The sequence below is a fragment of the Paraburkholderia sp. CNPSo 3076 genome, from assembly GCF_026343935.1.
Classification (GTDB): domain Bacteria; phylum Pseudomonadota; class Gammaproteobacteria; order Burkholderiales; family Burkholderiaceae; genus Paraburkholderia; species Paraburkholderia nodosa.
This window is the reverse complement of record NZ_JAPMAL010000010.1, coordinates 194,431-210,094: the sequence shown is the minus strand read 5'-3', so window position 1 is coordinate 210,094 and position 15,664 is coordinate 194,431. Positions and strand designations below refer to the sequence as shown.

The 15,664-nt window shown below is 66.0% G+C and carries 15 protein-coding genes; 3 read left to right on the top strand and 12 right to left on the bottom strand.

Features of this window, described 5'->3' with window-relative positions; genetic code table 11:
* The first annotated feature begins 98 nt into the window (after positions 1-98).
* Positions 99-968, top strand: coding sequence for a LysR family transcriptional regulator (locus tag M3A49_RS14045; protein WP_266229174.1), 870 nt, complete (start codon positions 99-101; stop codon positions 966-968).
* Here M3A49_RS14045 and M3A49_RS14040 read toward each other — a convergent pair.
* From M3A49_RS14040 to M3A49_RS14015, 6 genes are all read right to left on the bottom strand, one after another.
* The gene (locus M3A49_RS14040) at positions 956-2,005 is read right to left on the bottom strand and encodes an ABC transporter ATP-binding protein (protein ID WP_266229173.1); all 1,050 of its coding nucleotides are present in this window, start codon (positions 2,003-2,005) and stop codon (positions 956-958) included. The genes M3A49_RS14045 and M3A49_RS14040 overlap by 13 nt on opposite strands.
* Before the next feature lie 15 nt (positions 2,006-2,020).
* Complete coding sequence (locus tag M3A49_RS14035) at positions 2,021-3,664, bottom strand: ABC transporter permease (protein ID WP_266229196.1); 1,644 nt, start codon at positions 3,662-3,664, stop codon at positions 2,021-2,023.
* Between the two features lie 55 nt (positions 3,665-3,719).
* Complete coding sequence (locus M3A49_RS14030; protein WP_266229172.1) at positions 3,720-4,739, bottom strand: iron ABC transporter substrate-binding protein; 1,020 nt, start codon at positions 4,737-4,739, stop codon at positions 3,720-3,722.
* A 32-nt stretch (positions 4,740-4,771) separates the two neighbouring features.
* Positions 4,772-6,079 carry an iron uptake transporter deferrochelatase/peroxidase subunit gene (gene efeB / locus M3A49_RS14025; protein ID WP_266229171.1) on the bottom strand — a complete coding sequence of 436 codons (1,308 nt, stop codon included), beginning with the start codon at positions 6,077-6,079 and terminating at the stop codon, positions 4,772-4,774.
* Between the two features lie 2 nt (positions 6,080-6,081).
* Positions 6,082-7,242, bottom strand: coding sequence for a hypothetical protein (locus M3A49_RS14020; RefSeq protein WP_266229170.1), 1,161 nt, complete (start codon positions 7,240-7,242; stop codon positions 6,082-6,084).
* 88 nt (positions 7,243-7,330) lie between these two features.
* Positions 7,331-8,845: a carbohydrate porin gene (locus tag M3A49_RS14015; protein ID WP_266229169.1), complete on the bottom strand. Its 1,515-nt coding sequence runs from the start codon at positions 8,843-8,845 to the stop codon at positions 7,331-7,333.
* 314 nt (positions 8,846-9,159) lie between these two features.
* Here M3A49_RS14015 and M3A49_RS14010 point away from each other — a divergent pair, with 314 nt between their 5' ends.
* Positions 9,160-10,014, top strand: a complete 855-nt coding sequence (locus tag M3A49_RS14010; RefSeq protein WP_266229168.1) for an arylamine N-acetyltransferase family protein — start codon at positions 9,160-9,162, stop codon at positions 10,012-10,014.
* Between the two features lie 78 nt (positions 10,015-10,092).
* A complete protein-coding gene (locus M3A49_RS14005; RefSeq protein ID WP_254319589.1) occupies positions 10,093-10,770 on the top strand; it encodes a methyltransferase family protein in 678 nt (225 codons plus the stop codon).
* Positions 10,771-10,777: 7 nt separating this feature from the next.
* On the opposite strand, the gene M3A49_RS14000 is transcribed toward M3A49_RS14005, so the two are convergent.
* The 6 genes from M3A49_RS14000 to M3A49_RS13975 form a co-directional block, all read right to left on the bottom strand.
* Complete coding sequence (locus M3A49_RS14000; RefSeq protein WP_266229167.1) at positions 10,778-11,557, bottom strand: hypothetical protein; 780 nt, start codon at positions 11,555-11,557, stop codon at positions 10,778-10,780.
* Positions 11,558-11,629: 72 nt separating this feature from the next.
* Positions 11,630-11,785, bottom strand: coding sequence for a hypothetical protein (locus M3A49_RS13995; protein ID WP_169739115.1), 156 nt, complete (start codon positions 11,783-11,785; stop codon positions 11,630-11,632).
* Positions 11,760-12,764 carry a cytochrome d ubiquinol oxidase subunit II gene (cydB, locus tag M3A49_RS13990; RefSeq protein ID WP_266229166.1) on the bottom strand — a complete coding sequence of 335 codons (1,005 nt, stop codon included), beginning with the start codon at positions 12,762-12,764 and terminating at the stop codon, positions 11,760-11,762. The genes M3A49_RS13995 and cydB overlap by 26 nt, the downstream gene beginning before the upstream one ends.
* A 38-nt stretch (positions 12,765-12,802) precedes the next feature.
* Complete coding sequence (locus M3A49_RS13985; protein ID WP_266229165.1) at positions 12,803-14,242, bottom strand: cytochrome ubiquinol oxidase subunit I; 1,440 nt, start codon at positions 14,240-14,242, stop codon at positions 12,803-12,805.
* A gap of 410 nt (positions 14,243-14,652) precedes the next feature.
* The gene (locus M3A49_RS13980; RefSeq protein WP_028205614.1) at positions 14,653-14,841 is read right to left on the bottom strand and encodes a 4-oxalocrotonate tautomerase; all 189 of its coding nucleotides are present in this window, start codon (positions 14,839-14,841) and stop codon (positions 14,653-14,655) included.
* Positions 14,842-14,885: 44 nt separating this feature from the next.
* The gene (locus M3A49_RS13975; RefSeq protein ID WP_266229164.1) at positions 14,886-15,662 is read right to left on the bottom strand and encodes a class II aldolase/adducin family protein; all 777 of its coding nucleotides are present in this window, start codon (positions 15,660-15,662) and stop codon (positions 14,886-14,888) included.
* Positions 15,663-15,664: the final 2 nt, after the last annotated feature.

The following is a 15,664-nucleotide window of genomic DNA, read 5'->3' as shown; positions in this document are numbered from 1 at the left end:
TTAAGTATTCGCCGGTTGCGGGGCGCGGGCAAACGAATTAAATTGAAGAATTCCATCAACGCAGCTTATGAATAGGCTGCCACCCGGCCCTCTCGCGTATGAACCCCGAATTCGACATCGATTTGCTGCGCACCTTCGCCGCCGTGGCGGACGCGGGCAGTTTCACGAAGGCCGCCGTCTCCGTGCATCGATCGCAGGCGGCCGTGAGCATGCAGATCAAGCGGCTCGAGCAGATGCTCGGCACCACGCTATTTACGCGCGACACGCGCAATCTCGCGCTCACGCGCCCGGGCAACACGCTGCTCGAATATGCGCGGCGCGCGCTCGATCTGCAGGAAGAGGCGTGGGCGGCGCTGGTGCGGCCCGAGGTGACGGGGCGCGTGGTGCTCGGCGCGCCCGACGACTACATGGCGTCGCTGCTTTCGCCAGTGTTGCGGCGTTTTTCTACCCTCTATCCGCATGTGGAGATCGAGATCGTCTGTGCGCAGAGCGTCGCGCTCGGGCCGATGCTGGCCGACAACAAGATCGACATCGCCTTCGTCACGCGCGACCGCAAGATGCGCGGCGAGTTCGTGCGGGCCGAGGAGATGGTCTGGGTGGGGTCTGCCACCGACCCCGCGCCGCTTGCCATGTCGCCGCTGCCGGTGGGGCTCTACGAGCATGGCAGCGTGGCGCGCGCGCATACCGTGGCGGCGCTCGATGCCGCGCACATCCACTACCGCGCCGCGTATAGCAGCGCGAGTTTGATGGGTTTGACGGCGACGGTGGAGGCGGGCATTGCGATCGTCGCGCTCACGCGTTGCAGCGTGCCGGCGCGCTTCGCGATCCTTGGCGAGGCGCAGGGCCTGCCAAAGATCGAACCGCTGGAAATCGTGGTGGCGCGCAGCGTCAAGTCGAACCGGCCGACTTGCGACTACCTCGCGCAGCAGATGGTGCAGGACCTTTCAGTACCGCGTCAGCGCGGGTAGACGCTCACTTCGCCGCCCACCGCAATCCGCACGCGCTCGCCTTCGCGCGGCGTGCGATAACCGGGCACGCGCGCGCGGACCGTTGCGTGCGCATCGATCAGTTGCAGCGTGAGCGCGGCGTCCTGACCCTGGAAGGTGATGGCGCGCACCACGGCTTCCAGCGCGCCGTCGCGTTGCGCCGTGTCGGGTAGCACGTCGATCTGCTCGGGGCGCAGCATCACGTCCACGGCGCCTTCTTGCGCATGCTGGTCTTGCTGGATCGGCAGCGCGCCGAGCACGCAATGCGCTCGCCCGTTGGCAACCGTACCCGGCAGCAGCACCGCCTCGCCGATGAAGGCCGCGAGTTCGCGCGTGGCCGGGCGGCGATACAGCGTTTGCGGCGGCCCGCTCTGCAACAGCTTGCCGCGCCACAGCACGGCGACTTCGTGGCCGAGCGAGAGCGCCTCGGCCTGGTCGTGCGTGACGAGCACGGCGGTCGCGCCGGCCGCGGCGAGCGCGCGCGCCACGGCTTCGCGCGTTTCCACGCGCAGCGCGGCGTCGAGCGACGAGAACGGCTCGTCGAGCATCACGAGGCCGGGAGAGGGCGCGAGCGCACGGGCGAGCGCCACGCGCTGCTGCTGGCCACCCGAGAGCTGTTGCGGCGCCCGCGATGCATAGGATTCCGGAAGACCGACGAGTTCGAGCAATTCGGCTACGCGATGCTGCGCGCGCCGCTGCGCACGCGGCAGGCCGAACACGATATTCTCGGCGACCGTGAGGTGCGGAAAGAGCGCACCCTCTTGCGGCACGTAGCCGATATGACGCTGCTCGGTCGGCAGATGCAGGCGGTCGCCGGCGACGCGGCGGCCGTCGATCTCGATCGTGCCGGCGTCGGCGCGCTCGAAGCCGCACAGCACGCGCAGCAGCGTGGTCTTGCCGCTGCCCGAAGGTCCGAGCAGCGCGACGAGCGAACCCGAGCGCACGGAAAGGTCGATGCCGTGCAGGACCGGGTGGCCGTCGAAGGCCTTCTGGAGGCCGGAAATGCGAAGTGTGCTCATGGGGCTAAGTGAGGCTCAGGCGTCGTCGGGCGGCGCGTTGATCGTATCGACCGGCATGTTGACCGTTGCATGGCCCGCGAGCGCGGAACGGCCCGCAAACGCGAACAGCAGGCCCGACGCTGCGAGCGAAAGCGCGGTGAGCAGTGCGGCATAGGGCGCGGCGGCCGCGAAGGCGAGCGTCGAGGTGTCGGTCCAGACCTGCGTGGCGAGCGTGTGCGTGCCGATGGGGGCGAGCAGCAGCGTGGCGTTGAGTTCGGTGACCACCGAGATGAACACCATCGAGGCCGCGGCGCCGAGGCCGGGACCCGCGAGCGGCAGCACGACGCGGCGCAGTGTTGCGAACCATCCCAGGCCGAGCGCGCGCGCGGTATCTTCGAGGCGCTGCTGCGCTTGCATGAGCGCCGCGCGCACGCTCACAAGCGCAAGGGGCAGACAGAGGATCGCGTAGGCCGTGATCAGCAGCGTGGTGCCCTGGTAGAGCGGTTCGAGCGCGCGCACCGCGAGCGAGACGATGGCAAGCGCGATGACGAGACTGGGCACGCCCTGCGCGATGAAGGCCGTGCGTTCGAGAAACGTGGCGGCGCGGCCGGGATAGCGCGCAAGCAGGTACGCGAGCGGCAGCGCGAGCAGGGTGGTGAAAAACGCGGCGGTAAGGCCGAGGCGCAGCGAGGCGAACGTGGTCGAAACCAGCAACTCCGGCGAGACATCCGCGGGCGTGATTGCCGCCGCGCCGGGCTGCGTGAGCCAGTAGCCGATCATCGCGAGCGGCACGCCGAGCGTCGCCGCATTGAGCGCGACGAAACCCGCCGCGACGGGCCAGCGCCAGCGGCCGAGCGCATGGCGCACGCTCGCGCGGCGCGCGCCGCGATCCACGCGCTCGTAGCGCGCGCGCCCGCGCACGCGAAACTCGAGCACGAGGCACACAAGGCAGAGCAGGATCAGCACGCAGGCCAGCAGCGATGCGCCGCCCCCATCGAAGCTCGTGCGGTATTCCGCGTAGATTTCGGTTGTGAACGTGCGAAAGCGCAGCAGCGTAAATGCACCGAATTCGGAGAGCACGCCAAGCGCGACGAGCAGCATCGAGCCGAACAGCGCGGGTCGCAATTGCGGCAGCACGACGCGCACGAAAACGGCCCAGCGATTGCAGCCGAGCGCGCGCGCCGATTCTTCGAGCGCGGGGTCGAGGCCGCGCAGCGCGGCGGCCACGGGCAGGTAGACGAGCGGGAAGTAGGCCGTCGTGATGACGATGAATGCGCCGAGAAAGTCCTGCAAATCGAGGCTCAGCGAGACCCACGCGTAGCTCGTGACGAAGGCGGGCATGGCGAGCGGCGCGGCGGCGAGGAGCGCCCAGGCCCGTCGCCCCGGCACGTCGGTGCGCTCGACGAGCCATGCCACCGCGGTACCGAGCACGGCGCAGGCGAGCGTGGCCGAAACGGTGATCGAGAGCGTGTTGACGAGCAACTCGCCAACCAGCGGCCGGAAGATCAGCTCGGCGGCGTCGACCAGACCAAAGGACAGCGCGCGCCAGAACGTCAGGGCGAGCGGCAGCAGCACCAGCAGCGGGCCGAGCGCGGCGGCGGCGAGGAGCGCGCGCGGCGCACGCCGCCGCGCGCGGGGGGGAGGGCCCCCCGCGACATCCACTTGATGAGACTCAGGCACGGCTTGCGCCGTCGTAACTGCTTCACTCACGATCTTGCTTCGTACTCCATGCCGATTACAGCAGGCCAGCCTGACGCAGCAGCTTGCCCGCCTGGCTGTCGTCGCCGAGCTGCTGGATGCTCAGCGCGGGCGGCTTCAGCTGGTCGAACGGCTTGTTGATGGGATCGCTCGCCACACCGGGCCGCAGCGGGTACTCGAAGCTGATGTGGTCCTGCGCCATCAGCTTCTGCGCGCGCTCGCTCACAAGGTAGGCGAGGAACTTCTGCGCACCGTCCACATTGTGCGCGGACTTCATCACGGCGGCACCCGAAACATTGACGAGCGCGCCCACGTCGCCATCGGCGAAATGCGCGACGGCACTCTGCGTTTTCTTGTCGCCGATCTCGGCGTGCAGGCGGTCCCAATAGTAGTTGTTGATGATGCCGGCGGCGACCGCGCCGCGATTCACGGCAGCAACCACGCCTTCGTCGTCGTCGAAGATCTGCGAGTTGGTCTTCAGACCCTTGAGCCATTCGAGCGTTGCGGCCTCGCCCTTCACGGCGAGCACGGCGTCGACGAGCGGCAGGAAGTCGGCGTCGCTCGGTGCGATGCCGACCTTGCCCTTCCATTCGGGTTTGGCGAGATCGAAAATCGACTTCGGCAGTTGCGCGGGCTGCACCTTGGCCGTGTTGTACGCGAGCACGTTCTCGCGCGCGGTCACGCCCACCCATTGTCCTTGCGGCGAGTTGTAGCGAGCGGGCACGGTCGCGAGCGTCGCTTGCTGCACGGGGGAGAGCAGGCCCTTTTCTTCCAGCAGCATCAATTCCGGCGAGTTCTCCGTGAAGTAGACGTCGGCCGGCGTCTTCTCGCCTTCGGCGACGAGCTGCGCCGCGAGCGCCGGACCTTCGCCGCTGCGGATCTTCACGTCGATGCCAGTCTGCTGCCCGAAGTCCTTCGCAAGCTGGTTCACGACCTGCTCGTGCTGTGCGTTATAGAGCGTAATCGAGGCCGCGTGCGCGGCCAGCGGCAGCATGCCGGCAAGCGCGAGCGAGAGGGCGGCGGCGCGCAGCGGTGCGCGCATCATGGAAATTTTCATATTACTTCGTTGTCCGTTGTTATCGATGGATCTCAGGCGCTGAACAGCTCCGCGCCGATGAACGAGCCCGCTTTCGCACCGGGCGGGCATGCGAAGATCGCGCTGCCGACGTGCGTCGTGAACTGGTTCATCATGTCGAACTTTGCGAGGCGCTCGTTGATCGGAATGAAGCCCGTACGCGGGTCGCCCTGGTGAGCGACGAAGATGAGGCCCGCGTCATATTCGGTTTCCTGGCGCCACGGCGGCCAGCGCTCGATATAGAAGTCTGTGCTGTCGTTGTACGAGTACGAGCGGCGCAGGATCTGCGCGCCATTATTCGACGCGCGGTTCGACAGACGCACGTGCGAGTTCTCGGGTATCTGCGGATTGCCGTCCTTATCTTGCGCGTCGAGATCGACGTTGTCGAACTCCTTCTTCTGGCCGATAGGCGCGCCGCTGTACTTGTGGCGGCCGAACACCTGCTCCTGGAAGCCCAGTTCCATCTGGTCCCAGTGCTCCAGCGTGATGCGGATGCGGCGCACCACCGTATAGGTGCCGCCCTGCATCCACGGCGCGTCGGCGGCGGTGGCCCAGACGTACTGATTCATCGCCTTCGGGTCCGTGGTCGGCGGGTTGTTCGTGCCGTCCTTGAAGCCCATGAGGTTGCGCGGCGTTTGCGCGCGCGGGCCCGAGAGAAAGCCCGCCTGGCCCCAGCGCATCGTCAGGATTCCATAGCCCTGGCGCGCGAGCTGGCGCACCGCGTGGAAAGCGACTTGCGCGTCGTTGGCGCACGCCTGCACGAAGAGATCGCCGCCGGTCTTTTGCGCGATCAGCTGGTCGCCGTTGAAGCGCGGCAGGTCGACGAGCGCGGCAGGGCGCTTGTGCGCGAGACCGTAGCGGTCCTTGTCCTGCGATGTGAAGAGGCCGGGGCCGAAGCCGAAGGTGACCGTGAGGCCAGCCGGGCCGAGGCCCAGCACGTCGCCGGAATCGGGCGCGGGGTGGTCGTCGCCAGTACCTTCCAGCGAGGCCACTGGCTGCGCCTGGCTCATGCGCGCCGCGGACTCGGTCCACTTGCGCAGCAGGTTGATGACGTCGTCGCGCGAGGTCGTCGTGAGGTCGAAGGCCGCGACATACGTGTGCGCCTGCTGCGGCGTCACGATGCCGCCCTGGTGCTCGCCGTAGAACGGCTCGACGGCGAGCATCGGGTCGGCAGGCATCGCGTGGTGCTTTGCCTCGGCGGCCTGGGCGAGGCCGCTCGTGGCCGCGCCTGCGCCGAGGCTCGCACCGAGCGCGGCACCGGCTTTCAGGAAGCCGCGCCGCGCAGGGCGCGATGGTTGGTTGGGGGTATCGTCGGAGGACATGATTATTTAGCCAGCACGAGAGTGTTTACGTCGTCTTGCACGTAATAGAAGCCGTCGCCTGCCGGGGTCAGCGCGATGCCGAACAGGTCGCCGTTGCCCGGAGGAGTTTGCGCCTTGTCGGTATCGATCCAGCGCGCGTAGAGCTGCTTTGCCGCGGCCGGGTCGATCTCGACGACCTGGCCGTTCAAGGCATTCGTCACGAGCAGGTGGCCCTGCGGTGTGGCGATCATGGCGAGCGGGCGGTGCAGCAGGCCGTCGGCGGTGAGCTGGCGGCCCACGCCCGCGCTTGTGTCGCGCGTGAGCGGGTCTTCGATCACGTTGATGCGGTTGCCGATTGCGTCGGACACGTAGAGCAGCTTGTTGTCCGCCGAAAGCGCGAGGCCGGTCGGGCCGACGAGGAACACACCCTTGTCCGCCTGCGCGCCGAAGCCGCTCGCCACCACGGTTTCGCTCTTCAAGGCCGGCGCCTGGCCGCTCGGGATGTCGAGATCGAGGCGCAGCACCGTGGCCTGCTTGAACACCGGCGGATTGCCGTCCGCGCCGCCCACGCCAAAGCCCGCGTTGCTCACGAACAGCGTGGCGTGGTCGCCGTTGTCGACCACGGCCATGTTGCCCCACGGGTCATTGATGTTCGGACTGCTGATGACCTTGGCGATCTTGCCGCCGCTGTCGAGCACGATCATGCAGCCCGCGCCCTTGGTGCCGGTCGTGCCGTCGTTGCTCGGCGTGCTCCCCACGATGACCCAGCCCGACTTGAGCATCGTCATCGCGGTCGAAAGCCCGACGCCGCCCGGGCATTCCTTGAGATCGCGCGGAATCGTCGCGAACAGCGTCATCTGCTTCGTGTCGGGACGATAGTCGACGATCGTGCTGCCGGTGCCCTGCAGGTTGGCCGCGTTGTTGAAGTTGTCGACCAGCACGTCGCCTTCTTTCACGGTGCCGGAGGAGACCGGCGCGACGAAGATCGCATACGGGTTCTGGTCGCCGTTGTCGGGCACGGTGTTGATGAGCGTGGTGTGGTGCTTGACGGTCTCGAGCAGGCCCTGCGGGTCGGCGTGAGCGGCCAGCGGCGCGCCGGCGAGCGTCGCCGCGGCGGCAAGCGCGAGCGCGGAGCGGACCGCGTGGACCGTGCATTGCAGGAGCGTGCGCGTAGCGTGTTTCATACTGAATCTCCGTGCCTCGCGCGGCCGACGCACACGCCGGTAGAAAAACGCGAGGACCTGGTGTTGGACATGGTTTCGATCGCGAGGCTTAGAACGTGATGTTCGTCCGCACGCCGATCACGAACGTATTGCGCAGCGGCGCGGTCGGATCCTGCGGATTCTGGCCGGCGCCCGCGTTGAACGTGTATTGCGCGTCGGCCTGGAGAATCCACCATGGCGTGACCTGGTACTGATAGGTGGCTTCGAGCGCCGTTTCCTGCGTGCGCACGCCGTAAGGACCGCCGGTGAACATCTGCTGGTCGAGGTCGAGGTTGTGCACGTTGTTGCCGACCTTGATGTACGTGGCGGCGAGGCCCACGCTGTCGTTATCGCGGCCCTTGAGCGGCGCCTTCATCACAATGCCGAGGTTGGCCGCGAGGCTCACGAGATTGCGGTCGCTGGGCGCGCCCATCACGCGCGCGAACACGCCGATGCTGCGCGGCTCGTCCGGGTCGGGACGCCAGATCATCTGGTCGGCCACCGCATAGAAGCTGTAGTTGCCCTGGTGCTGCGCCGGGATGCCGGTCGAAGCCGGATTCGCGAGCGAAAGGCCCGTGTTGTCGAAACGCTGGTCGGCGAATGAGTTGTTGTTGTACCAGAAGCCAAGCTTGTAGGTACCGGGCAGGCCGTGACTGTCCGCACTGACCAGCTCGCCTTCGGACGGCTGGTTGATGGCGTACTGCAACTCGCCGATCCACAACGTGCCGTTATGCAGATTAAAGTTCGTACCACTAAGGTTGTTCGGATCGTTGCCGAGCGGGTCGCCGGAGAACACGCCGGCGAGCGCCGTCAACGAAGGCGTGATCTGTCCGCGCACGCGCACGCCGAGACCCGCGAGCGGATAGGCGGGGCCGCCCGAGGGCATGTCGTACGAAGGCAGTGCCGGCCAACCGAACATCGTGTTGATGAAGAGCGCCCCGTACTGGCTCACGATGAATTCCTGGTCGAGACTCTGCTGACCGATCTTCACGTCGAGGCGCTTGTTGAAGAACGATTGCTGATACCACAGCTCCCACAGGCGCGTGGTCGGCGTCGCTTCAATGCCGCTTGCCGTGTTCAGCGTGCCGAGGTTCGACGTGCTCAGGTTGGTGCCGTGGATCTGCAGGGCGCTCACATTGAAGAGGCCGCCCGGAATGCCGAGCGCCTTGCTCGTGTCGACCTGGACCGTCGCCGTCGTGAGGCCGTCGTACGCGCCACCGGTCTTGAGACCGCCGCGCAGGTTCGCGAGGTACTCGCTCGTCTCCGTGAGCTGGAATGTGACACCGTATTTACCGAGCCACGGCCGCAGGCCGCCCATGTCGCCGAGCATGGTCTGGCGCGACCAGAAGCCGGTCCAGAAATTCGACGGCTGCGCCTGAATGGCGAGATCGGCTTCCGGTGCTTCAGGGGCGGCGTCGGGGTTCGCGTTGCTTTGTGCGCGGGCGGCTCCGCACGCGAAAGTGGCGCTCGCGGCAAGCACGGCAATGGCGCGCAACGCCGGTGCTCGCCGACGCGCCGGGCGGCCCGGCGCTGCGCTGCGCGAGCAGGCCAGCGCAGACACGCGGACGGTTCGGGTCGATTCCATCGTATTCCTTACTTATTGAAATGATTGCTTGATTGATCGCGTTTGTTATTCGCAAGCCGCTGAATACCCGACATCTCCAGACGGCGCCATCGTACTAATAGTGAATGCGAGCGTCAACAAAAACGAGAATGATTCTCAACTGTTTTACGCTTGCTTTACACTGAGTCATCGACATTCTTACTAAATGCTGTCGTTCGTGTGTTTGCGCATTACAGATCGTTAGTTTTCGACGAGTTAGTCAGGTGAATGAAGTCGCTTATCATCACAGCTGTGAACGCAGGCTCGACGCTCAAACTTCAAAACAAACTGGCTCCATGACCGGCTACGAACTCGATCTCGACATGTACTTCGTCCGCATCGGATACGACGGTCCGCGCGCCGCGACCCTCGCCGTGCTGCGCGAATTGCATCGTCTGCACCCGCTTGCCATTCCGTTCGAGAATCTCGATTCGCTGGCGGGCCGGCGCGTGTCGATCAAGCTGCCGGACATCGTTGCAAAGCTCGTGACGCAGCGCCGCGGCGGCTACTGCTTCGAGCACAACACCTTGCTCGCGCACGTGCTCATGCAACTGGGCTTTACGGTGGCCCCGCTCGCCGCACGTGTGCTGTACGGGCGTGAACCCGACGCGCGCACGCCGCGCACGCATATGCTGCTTCGGGTGGAGGCGGAAGGCGACACGTGGCTTGTCGACGGGGGCTTCGGTGCGGCGACGCTGCGCGCGCCGCTCTCGTTTTCGACAGATGCGGAACAGCCGACGCCTCATGAACCGGCGCGGCTCGTGACGTTGTCGGCGAACGAGCGCAAGCTGCAATTGCACGATGGCGAGAAGTGGATCGATCTCTATCGCTTCGAATTGACGCCCGCGGAGTGGGTCGATTACGAAGTAGCGAACTGGTACACGTCGGCTTCGCCCGATTCGTTCTTCACGTTCAGCCTGATGGCGTGCATCGCGCGCGAAGGCGGCCGCGCGATCCTGTTCAACGAGCGCTTTACCGAGCGCGACGCACGAGGTCAGGTGAGCGAGGAGCGTACGATCGCAACTGGAGCGGAACTCGCGCAGTGTCTGCGTGAACGCTTCGGCATCGATCTCGCACGCGGCGAAGCGGGGCAGCGTATCGACGCCGACACGCTATATGCGCGCATGATGTCGCACAGCGTGCAACAGTAGGCGCGAGTCGGCGTCCGACGCGACGCCGCGCCCGCACGCAAGGAGGGCATCATGACTGAGCTGAAAATGACGAAAGCGCTGATGGCGAAGCTGTTCGTGCAAGTCGTGGTCTGGTTCGGATTGATGGGCGTACTGTTGTTCGTTTCGGCGGGCACGCTGGCGTGGACGGCGGCGTGGCTGTGGCTCATCGAGTGGGCGTTGTGCGGCGTGTGGATCGGCCTGTGGCTCGGGCGCGAAGATCCGGGCCTCCTCGTCGAGCGGCTCGCGCCGTTCGCGCAACGCACGCAGCAGCCGTGGGACCGCGTGTTCATGCTGTGCGTTTCCGTGGGTTTTTGCGCGTGGCTGTGCCTGATGGGAATCGACGCCGTGCGCATGGGCTGGTCGCGCGTGCCGCTGTGGCTCAGCGTGCTCGGCGCCATCTTCATCTTCGTCGATATCTATGCGACGCGCGCCGTCTTCGCCGCGAACCGCTTTGCGGCGCCCGTGGTGAAGATTCAGAGCGAACGCGGCCATACGGTCAGCGACACCGGCCCGTATGCGTACGTGCGTCATCCGATGTATGGCTTCGCGCTGCTCTTTCTCGTCGGCACGCCGCTCATGCTCGGTTCGTGGTGGGGGCTTGCGTGCGTGCCCGTCATGGTCGTGGGGATCGGCTATCGCGCGGTGCGCGAAGAACAGACGCTGGCGGAGAATCTGCCCGGCTACCGCGAGTATCTGGCGCGTGTGCGTTATCGCTTCGTGCCGGGCATATGGTAGTGCGAGATTAGCGCGTGGCGGGCGAAGTCAGAGCTTGCGCGTAACGGCGATAGAGCCAGGCGAGCGCCGTGGTGGTGAGCAGCGCGAACACGATGTTGCCGATGCTCTGGCCAATGGCGAGAGCGGTGAGCCAGCCCGGCTGCCGTACGGTTTCAGGCGTGACGCCCGCGAGGCCCATGCCGATCAGCACGAGCAGGCCGCATACGGCAATGGGTAGCGCGGCGACGAAGGTGACGCCAAAGAGGCTCCAGAAGTGCCCACGGCTGTCGCGCCATGCGGCGCCGAAGGCGATCGGGCTGCCGACTGCGAGCGCCGGAAAGAGCAGCGAGAGACGCACCGCCACGAACATCCAGATCGCAATGACCACCAGAAAGAGGAACGCCGCGCCGCCCTGGTATTGCGGGCGCAGCACGACCCACAGCAAGAGCGCGAATGCGCCGAGCGAGACCGCCAGAATGAGACCGACCGCGAAAATGCGCAGGAACGGCTTGGCTCCGGCCGGCATGAGCGGCGCGCTGCGCTCGCCTAGCAGCACGAAGCGCGAAATCTTGAGCGTGAACCAGAGGTAGACAAGCGAATTCAGGAGCGAGGCGAGATTGCCGAGCGCAATGAGTCCGGCGGAGGGCGTCGCGCCTTCGGCCGGCACGGGCCGCCCGGCGAGCCCGAACCAGCCGAGCGCCGCGTAGATCGCAAAGGTCCCCGCGACGAGAACCGGCATTTGCACGGCAGCCTGCCAGGCGCTCGCCCATGCGCGCTTGACGCATTCCATGAAGGTCATCTGTTGCATGAAGTTTTCGCACGAGTGACAGGGAGCCTACAGTCTAACGCGGCGTGGTCAAATCGAGTGCACTCGTGCAAATCACTTCACGGCAAACAGCGTGAGGTTCATGAAGACCTTGAACGCGAACCCGAGCGACACGGCCGCGGCAACGCCCGCACACCAGAGGAGTGCGAACCACAGCCAGCCGGGCAGCGCCCGGCGCGCCGTGTTAGTGGTAGTGATGGGTGTCGCCATGACGCACCTTGCCTCTAAAGACCCAGTAACCGAGCATCGTGTACGCAAGGATGACCGGCAGAATGAACGCTGCGCCCGCGAGCGTGAACATCTGGCTCTCGCGCGGCGCCGCCGCTTCCCACAGCGTGAGGCCCTGCGGAATCGCGTAGGGCCACAGGCTCACGAGCAGGCCCGCATAGCCGAGCAGCACGAGCCCGATGGCCGCGATGAAGGGCGTCTTGTGATGGCGCGCATGCACGGCCCAGCGCATCCATGCGGCGCAGGCGAGCACGAGCAGCGGCACCGGCGCGAGACGCCAGAAGAGGCCTGAACGGAACCAGCGTTCGGCGATGGCCGGGTCCTGCAGCGGCGTCCACAGGCTCACGAGCGCGATGAAGCCGAGCAGCATCACCGTGAGCGGCCAGACGAGCTTGCGCAGGCGGCGCTGCAGGTCGCCCTCGGTCTTCGCGACGAGCCAGCAGCAGCCGAGCAACGCGTAGGTCGCGACGAGCCCGAAACCCGAGAGCAGGCTGAAGGGCGTGAGCCAGCCGAAGGCGTCGCCGGCGAACTGGCCGCCGTCCATCGGAATGCCTTGCAGGAATGCGCCGAGCGCGATGCCCTGGAAAAACGCTGCGCCCGTCGAGCCGCCGATGAACGCGAGGTCCCACAAATGCTTGGTACGATTGGCCTTGGCGCGGATCTCGAACGATACGCCGCGGAAGATCAGGCACGCGAGCATGAACACGAGCGGCAGGTAGAGCGCGGAAAGCACGGTCGAGTACACCACGGGGAACACGGCGAAGAGTCCCGCGCCGCCGAGCACGAGCCAGGTCTCGTTGCCATCCCATACGGGGGCGACCGTGTTCATCATGAGATCGCGCTCATCCTCGTCGGGAAAGAGCGGAAACACGATGCCGATGCCGAGATCGAAGCCGTCCAGCACCACGTAGAGGAGAAGGCCGAGCGCGATGATCGCGGCCCAGATGACGGTGACATCCATTTGCTTGCTAGCCTCGTAACGATGAATGCGGGGGAGCCTCAGGCGTCGATCAGCTGATCGGCGGCGGACATGGGACGGCGCGCGGTCTGACCCACGGTGAGCGCAGGGTGGGCCACGCGCGGCTCACGTGGTTCGTGGGGCGAATGTGGCCGGGTGTCGGGCAACGCAGGACCTTTGCGCAGAAGCTTGAGCAGGTAGTAGACGCCCGTGCCGAACACGAGGCAGTACACCGCCACGAACGCCATCAGCGAAACGCCCACCTGTTGCGCCGTGAGCGGCGACACCGCTTGCGCCGTGCGCATCACGCCGTAGACCACCCAGGGCTGACGGCCGGCCTCGGTCGTGACCCAGCCCGCGAGCAGCGTGATGAAGCCCGTCGGTCCCATGGCGAGCACGAAGCGCTGGAATCCGCGCGATTCGTAGAGCGTGCCGCGCCGGCGCAGCACCCAGCCGGTCACGCCGAGCAGAATCATCAGGATCCCTAAGCCGACCATGACGCGGAAGCTCCAGAACAGCAGCGGCGAATTGGGCCGCTCGTCGGCGGGGAAGGACTTGAGGCCCTTGATCTCGCCGTCCCAGCTATGCGTGAGGATCAGGCTGCCCAGGTGCGGAATGGAAACGGCGTAGCGCGTCGTCTCGGCCTGCATGTCGGGAATACCGAACAGATTGAGCGCGGTGCCGCCTTGTTCGGTGTCCCAGATGCCTTCGATCGCGGCGATCTTGGCGGGCTGATATTCGCGCGTATTCAGGCCGTGCGCATCGCCCACGAAGGCTTGCACCGGCGCGAGCACGAGCAGCAGGCCGAGCGCCATCGAGAACATCTTCTTGATGGCGGGGTCGCGCCGCCCCTTGAGCAGATGCCACGCGCCGCTCGCGGCCACCACGAGCGCGGCCACGATGAACGCGGCGATCGCCATGTGCGCGAGACGGTACGGGAACGACGGATTGAAGATGATCTTGAACCAGTCCACCGGCACGACGTGGCCATCGACGATCTTGAAGCCTTGCGGCGTCTGCATCCAGCTATTCGAGGCGAGGATCCAGAACGTGGAAATGAGCGTGCCGATGGCGACCATCAGCGTTGCGCCGAAGTGGGCGCGCGGGCTCACGCGGTTCCAGCCGAACAGCATGATGCCGAGGAAGCCCGCTTCGAGAAAGAACGCGGTCATGACTTCGTACATCAGCAGCGGTCCGGTGATGGGGCCCGCGAACGACGAAAAGCCCGACCAGTTGGTGCCGAACTCATAGCTCATGACGACGCCGGACACGACGCCCATGCCGAACGCCACGGCGAAGACCTTCGACCAGAACAGGCAGAGGTCCTTGTAGAACGGTTGACGCGTTTTGAGCCAGCAGGCTTCGAGTACGGCGATGAAGCTCGCGAGGCCGATGGAGAGCGCCGGAAAGACGATGTGAAACGAGACGGTGAAGGCGAACTGCAGCCGGGCCAGGTCGAAGGCGGATAGTGACGTGTGCATGTGCGTGCCTGTTGCTTGCTTACCGGGAAAAGCGCGGAAGAAACGTCGCACGGCGAGGCAGTGGGGGCGCTGCGCTTCTCGTGCAATGGACGTAAGCGTAGGGGAACGGCGGCAGTTTTGCTGCACTGCGACGTGCGCCAGCGTGTCGCAGTCGTCAATATCAATGAGACGAAAACATGCGCTAACGCATTGATACAGATCAATTTAGATTAAACGCTCGTTGTGCGGCGGGGGCGTGCGAAGGGTGTCGCGCTGCGTCAATACACCGCGCAGCCGCATTGGGTGCGGCAATGTGCCTCGGCGAGCGGCGTCAGGACTCGTGCGGGGGAGAAGTCAGGCGCGCCTGGCGGCGCGAGCGGTGCGTGCGACGCCAGGCGGAAACGATCAGGAATGCGATGAAAATGGCGGCTTTAGCGTGGATCGCTCCACAGCTTGCCGGCCGTCGCCCAGTTTTCCGGCTTCACGTCGTGAAAAATGATGTCGACGGATTGCGGTTCGACGCCGAGCACCTTGCACGTGGTCTCGGTCAGGGCGGCGGCGAGCTGGCGTTTTTGTTCGACGCTGCGGCCTTCGAACATTTCGATGTGGAATGTCGGCATGCGGGTCTCCTTGAAAAGTTAGCGAAGCGATGGAATGGGCGCGATCAGTCGCGGTATGACGAATCGATGCGATCGAGCTTGCGCAGCAGCGCCGGCCATTCGAGCACGCCTTCGATCGCGCCGCCGTCGCGCAATTGCTCGGCCGTGCGTTCGGCCACCTCGGGTGGTGGCAAGACGAGCGGCACGCCGCCGGCCTGCGCCTGCAGCTGAATTTCGCAGGCCTTGATGAGCGTCGCCATCAGCACATAAGCCTCGGCCACCGTGCGGCCGGTGGTGAGCGTGCCGTGATTGCGCAGCAGCATGGCCGGTTGCGCGCCCAGGCTTGCCGTGAGGCGCGTGCCTTCGGCGGGCGTGAAGGCGAGGCCTTCGTAGTCGTGCCACGCGAGCTGGCCGTAAAAACGCAGTGCGTGCTGCGAGGCGGGCAGGAGGCCGTCGCGCTGGATCGACACGGCGATGCCCGCCGTATTGTGCAGATGCATCACGCACACGGCGTCGGGCCGCGCGAGATGGACAGCCGCGTGCAGCGCGAAGCCGGTGGCGTTCACGGGATGCTCGCTTGCGCCGACGATACGGCCTTCGGTGTCGATCTTCACGAGGTTCGAGGCGCGCACTTCGTCGAAGGCGAGGCCGAACGGATTGATGAGGAAGCGGCCTGTCTCGCCGGGTACGGCGGCGGAGACGTGCGTGTAGATGAGGTCGTCCCAGCCGTTGAGTGCGATGAGGCGGTAGGCGGCGGCGAGATCGACGCGCAGTTGCTGCTCCGCGGCGGAGCGCGGCGCGGTCTCGGCGCAGGTGCTCGTCGGGCGATGGGCGAAAGACATGG

Excerpts from the sequence above, each read along its gene's own strand:
- M3A49_RS13995 (WP_169739115.1), bottom strand. The coding sequence starts at position 11,785 with ATGGCGACACCCATCACTACCACTAACACGGCGCGCCGGGCGCTGCCC.
- M3A49_RS13985 (WP_266229165.1), bottom strand. The coding sequence starts at position 14,242 with ATGCACACGTCACTATCCGCCTTCGACCTGGCCCGGCTGCAGTTCGCC.
- M3A49_RS13975 (WP_266229164.1), bottom strand. The coding sequence starts at position 15,662 with ATGTCTTTCGCCCATCGCCCGACGAGCACCTGCGCCGAGACCGCGCCG.
- M3A49_RS13980 (WP_028205614.1), bottom strand. The coding sequence starts at position 14,841 with ATGCCGACATTCCACATCGAAATGTTCGAAGGCCGCAGCGTCGAACAA.
- M3A49_RS14015 (WP_266229169.1), bottom strand. The coding sequence starts at position 8,845 with ATGGAATCGACCCGAACCGTCCGCGTGTCTGCGCTGGCCTGCTCGCGC.
- M3A49_RS14020 (WP_266229170.1), bottom strand. The coding sequence starts at position 7,242 with ATGAAACACGCTACGCGCACGCTCCTGCAATGCACGGTCCACGCGGTC.
- M3A49_RS14010 (WP_266229168.1), top strand. The coding sequence starts at position 9,160 with ATGACCGGCTACGAACTCGATCTCGACATGTACTTCGTCCGCATCGGA.
- cydB (WP_266229166.1), bottom strand. The coding sequence starts at position 12,764 with ATGGATGTCACCGTCATCTGGGCCGCGATCATCGCGCTCGGCCTTCTC.
- M3A49_RS14040 (WP_266229173.1), bottom strand. The coding sequence starts at position 2,005 with ATGAGCACACTTCGCATTTCCGGCCTCCAGAAGGCCTTCGACGGCCAC.
- M3A49_RS14030 (WP_266229172.1), bottom strand. The coding sequence starts at position 4,739 with ATGAAAATTTCCATGATGCGCGCACCGCTGCGCGCCGCCGCCCTCTCG.
- M3A49_RS14000 (WP_266229167.1), bottom strand. The coding sequence starts at position 11,557 with ATGCAACAGATGACCTTCATGGAATGCGTCAAGCGCGCATGGGCGAGC.
- efeB (WP_266229171.1), bottom strand. The coding sequence starts at position 6,079 with ATGTCCTCCGACGATACCCCCAACCAACCATCGCGCCCTGCGCGGCGC.
- M3A49_RS14045 (WP_266229174.1), top strand. The coding sequence starts at position 99 with ATGAACCCCGAATTCGACATCGATTTGCTGCGCACCTTCGCCGCCGTG.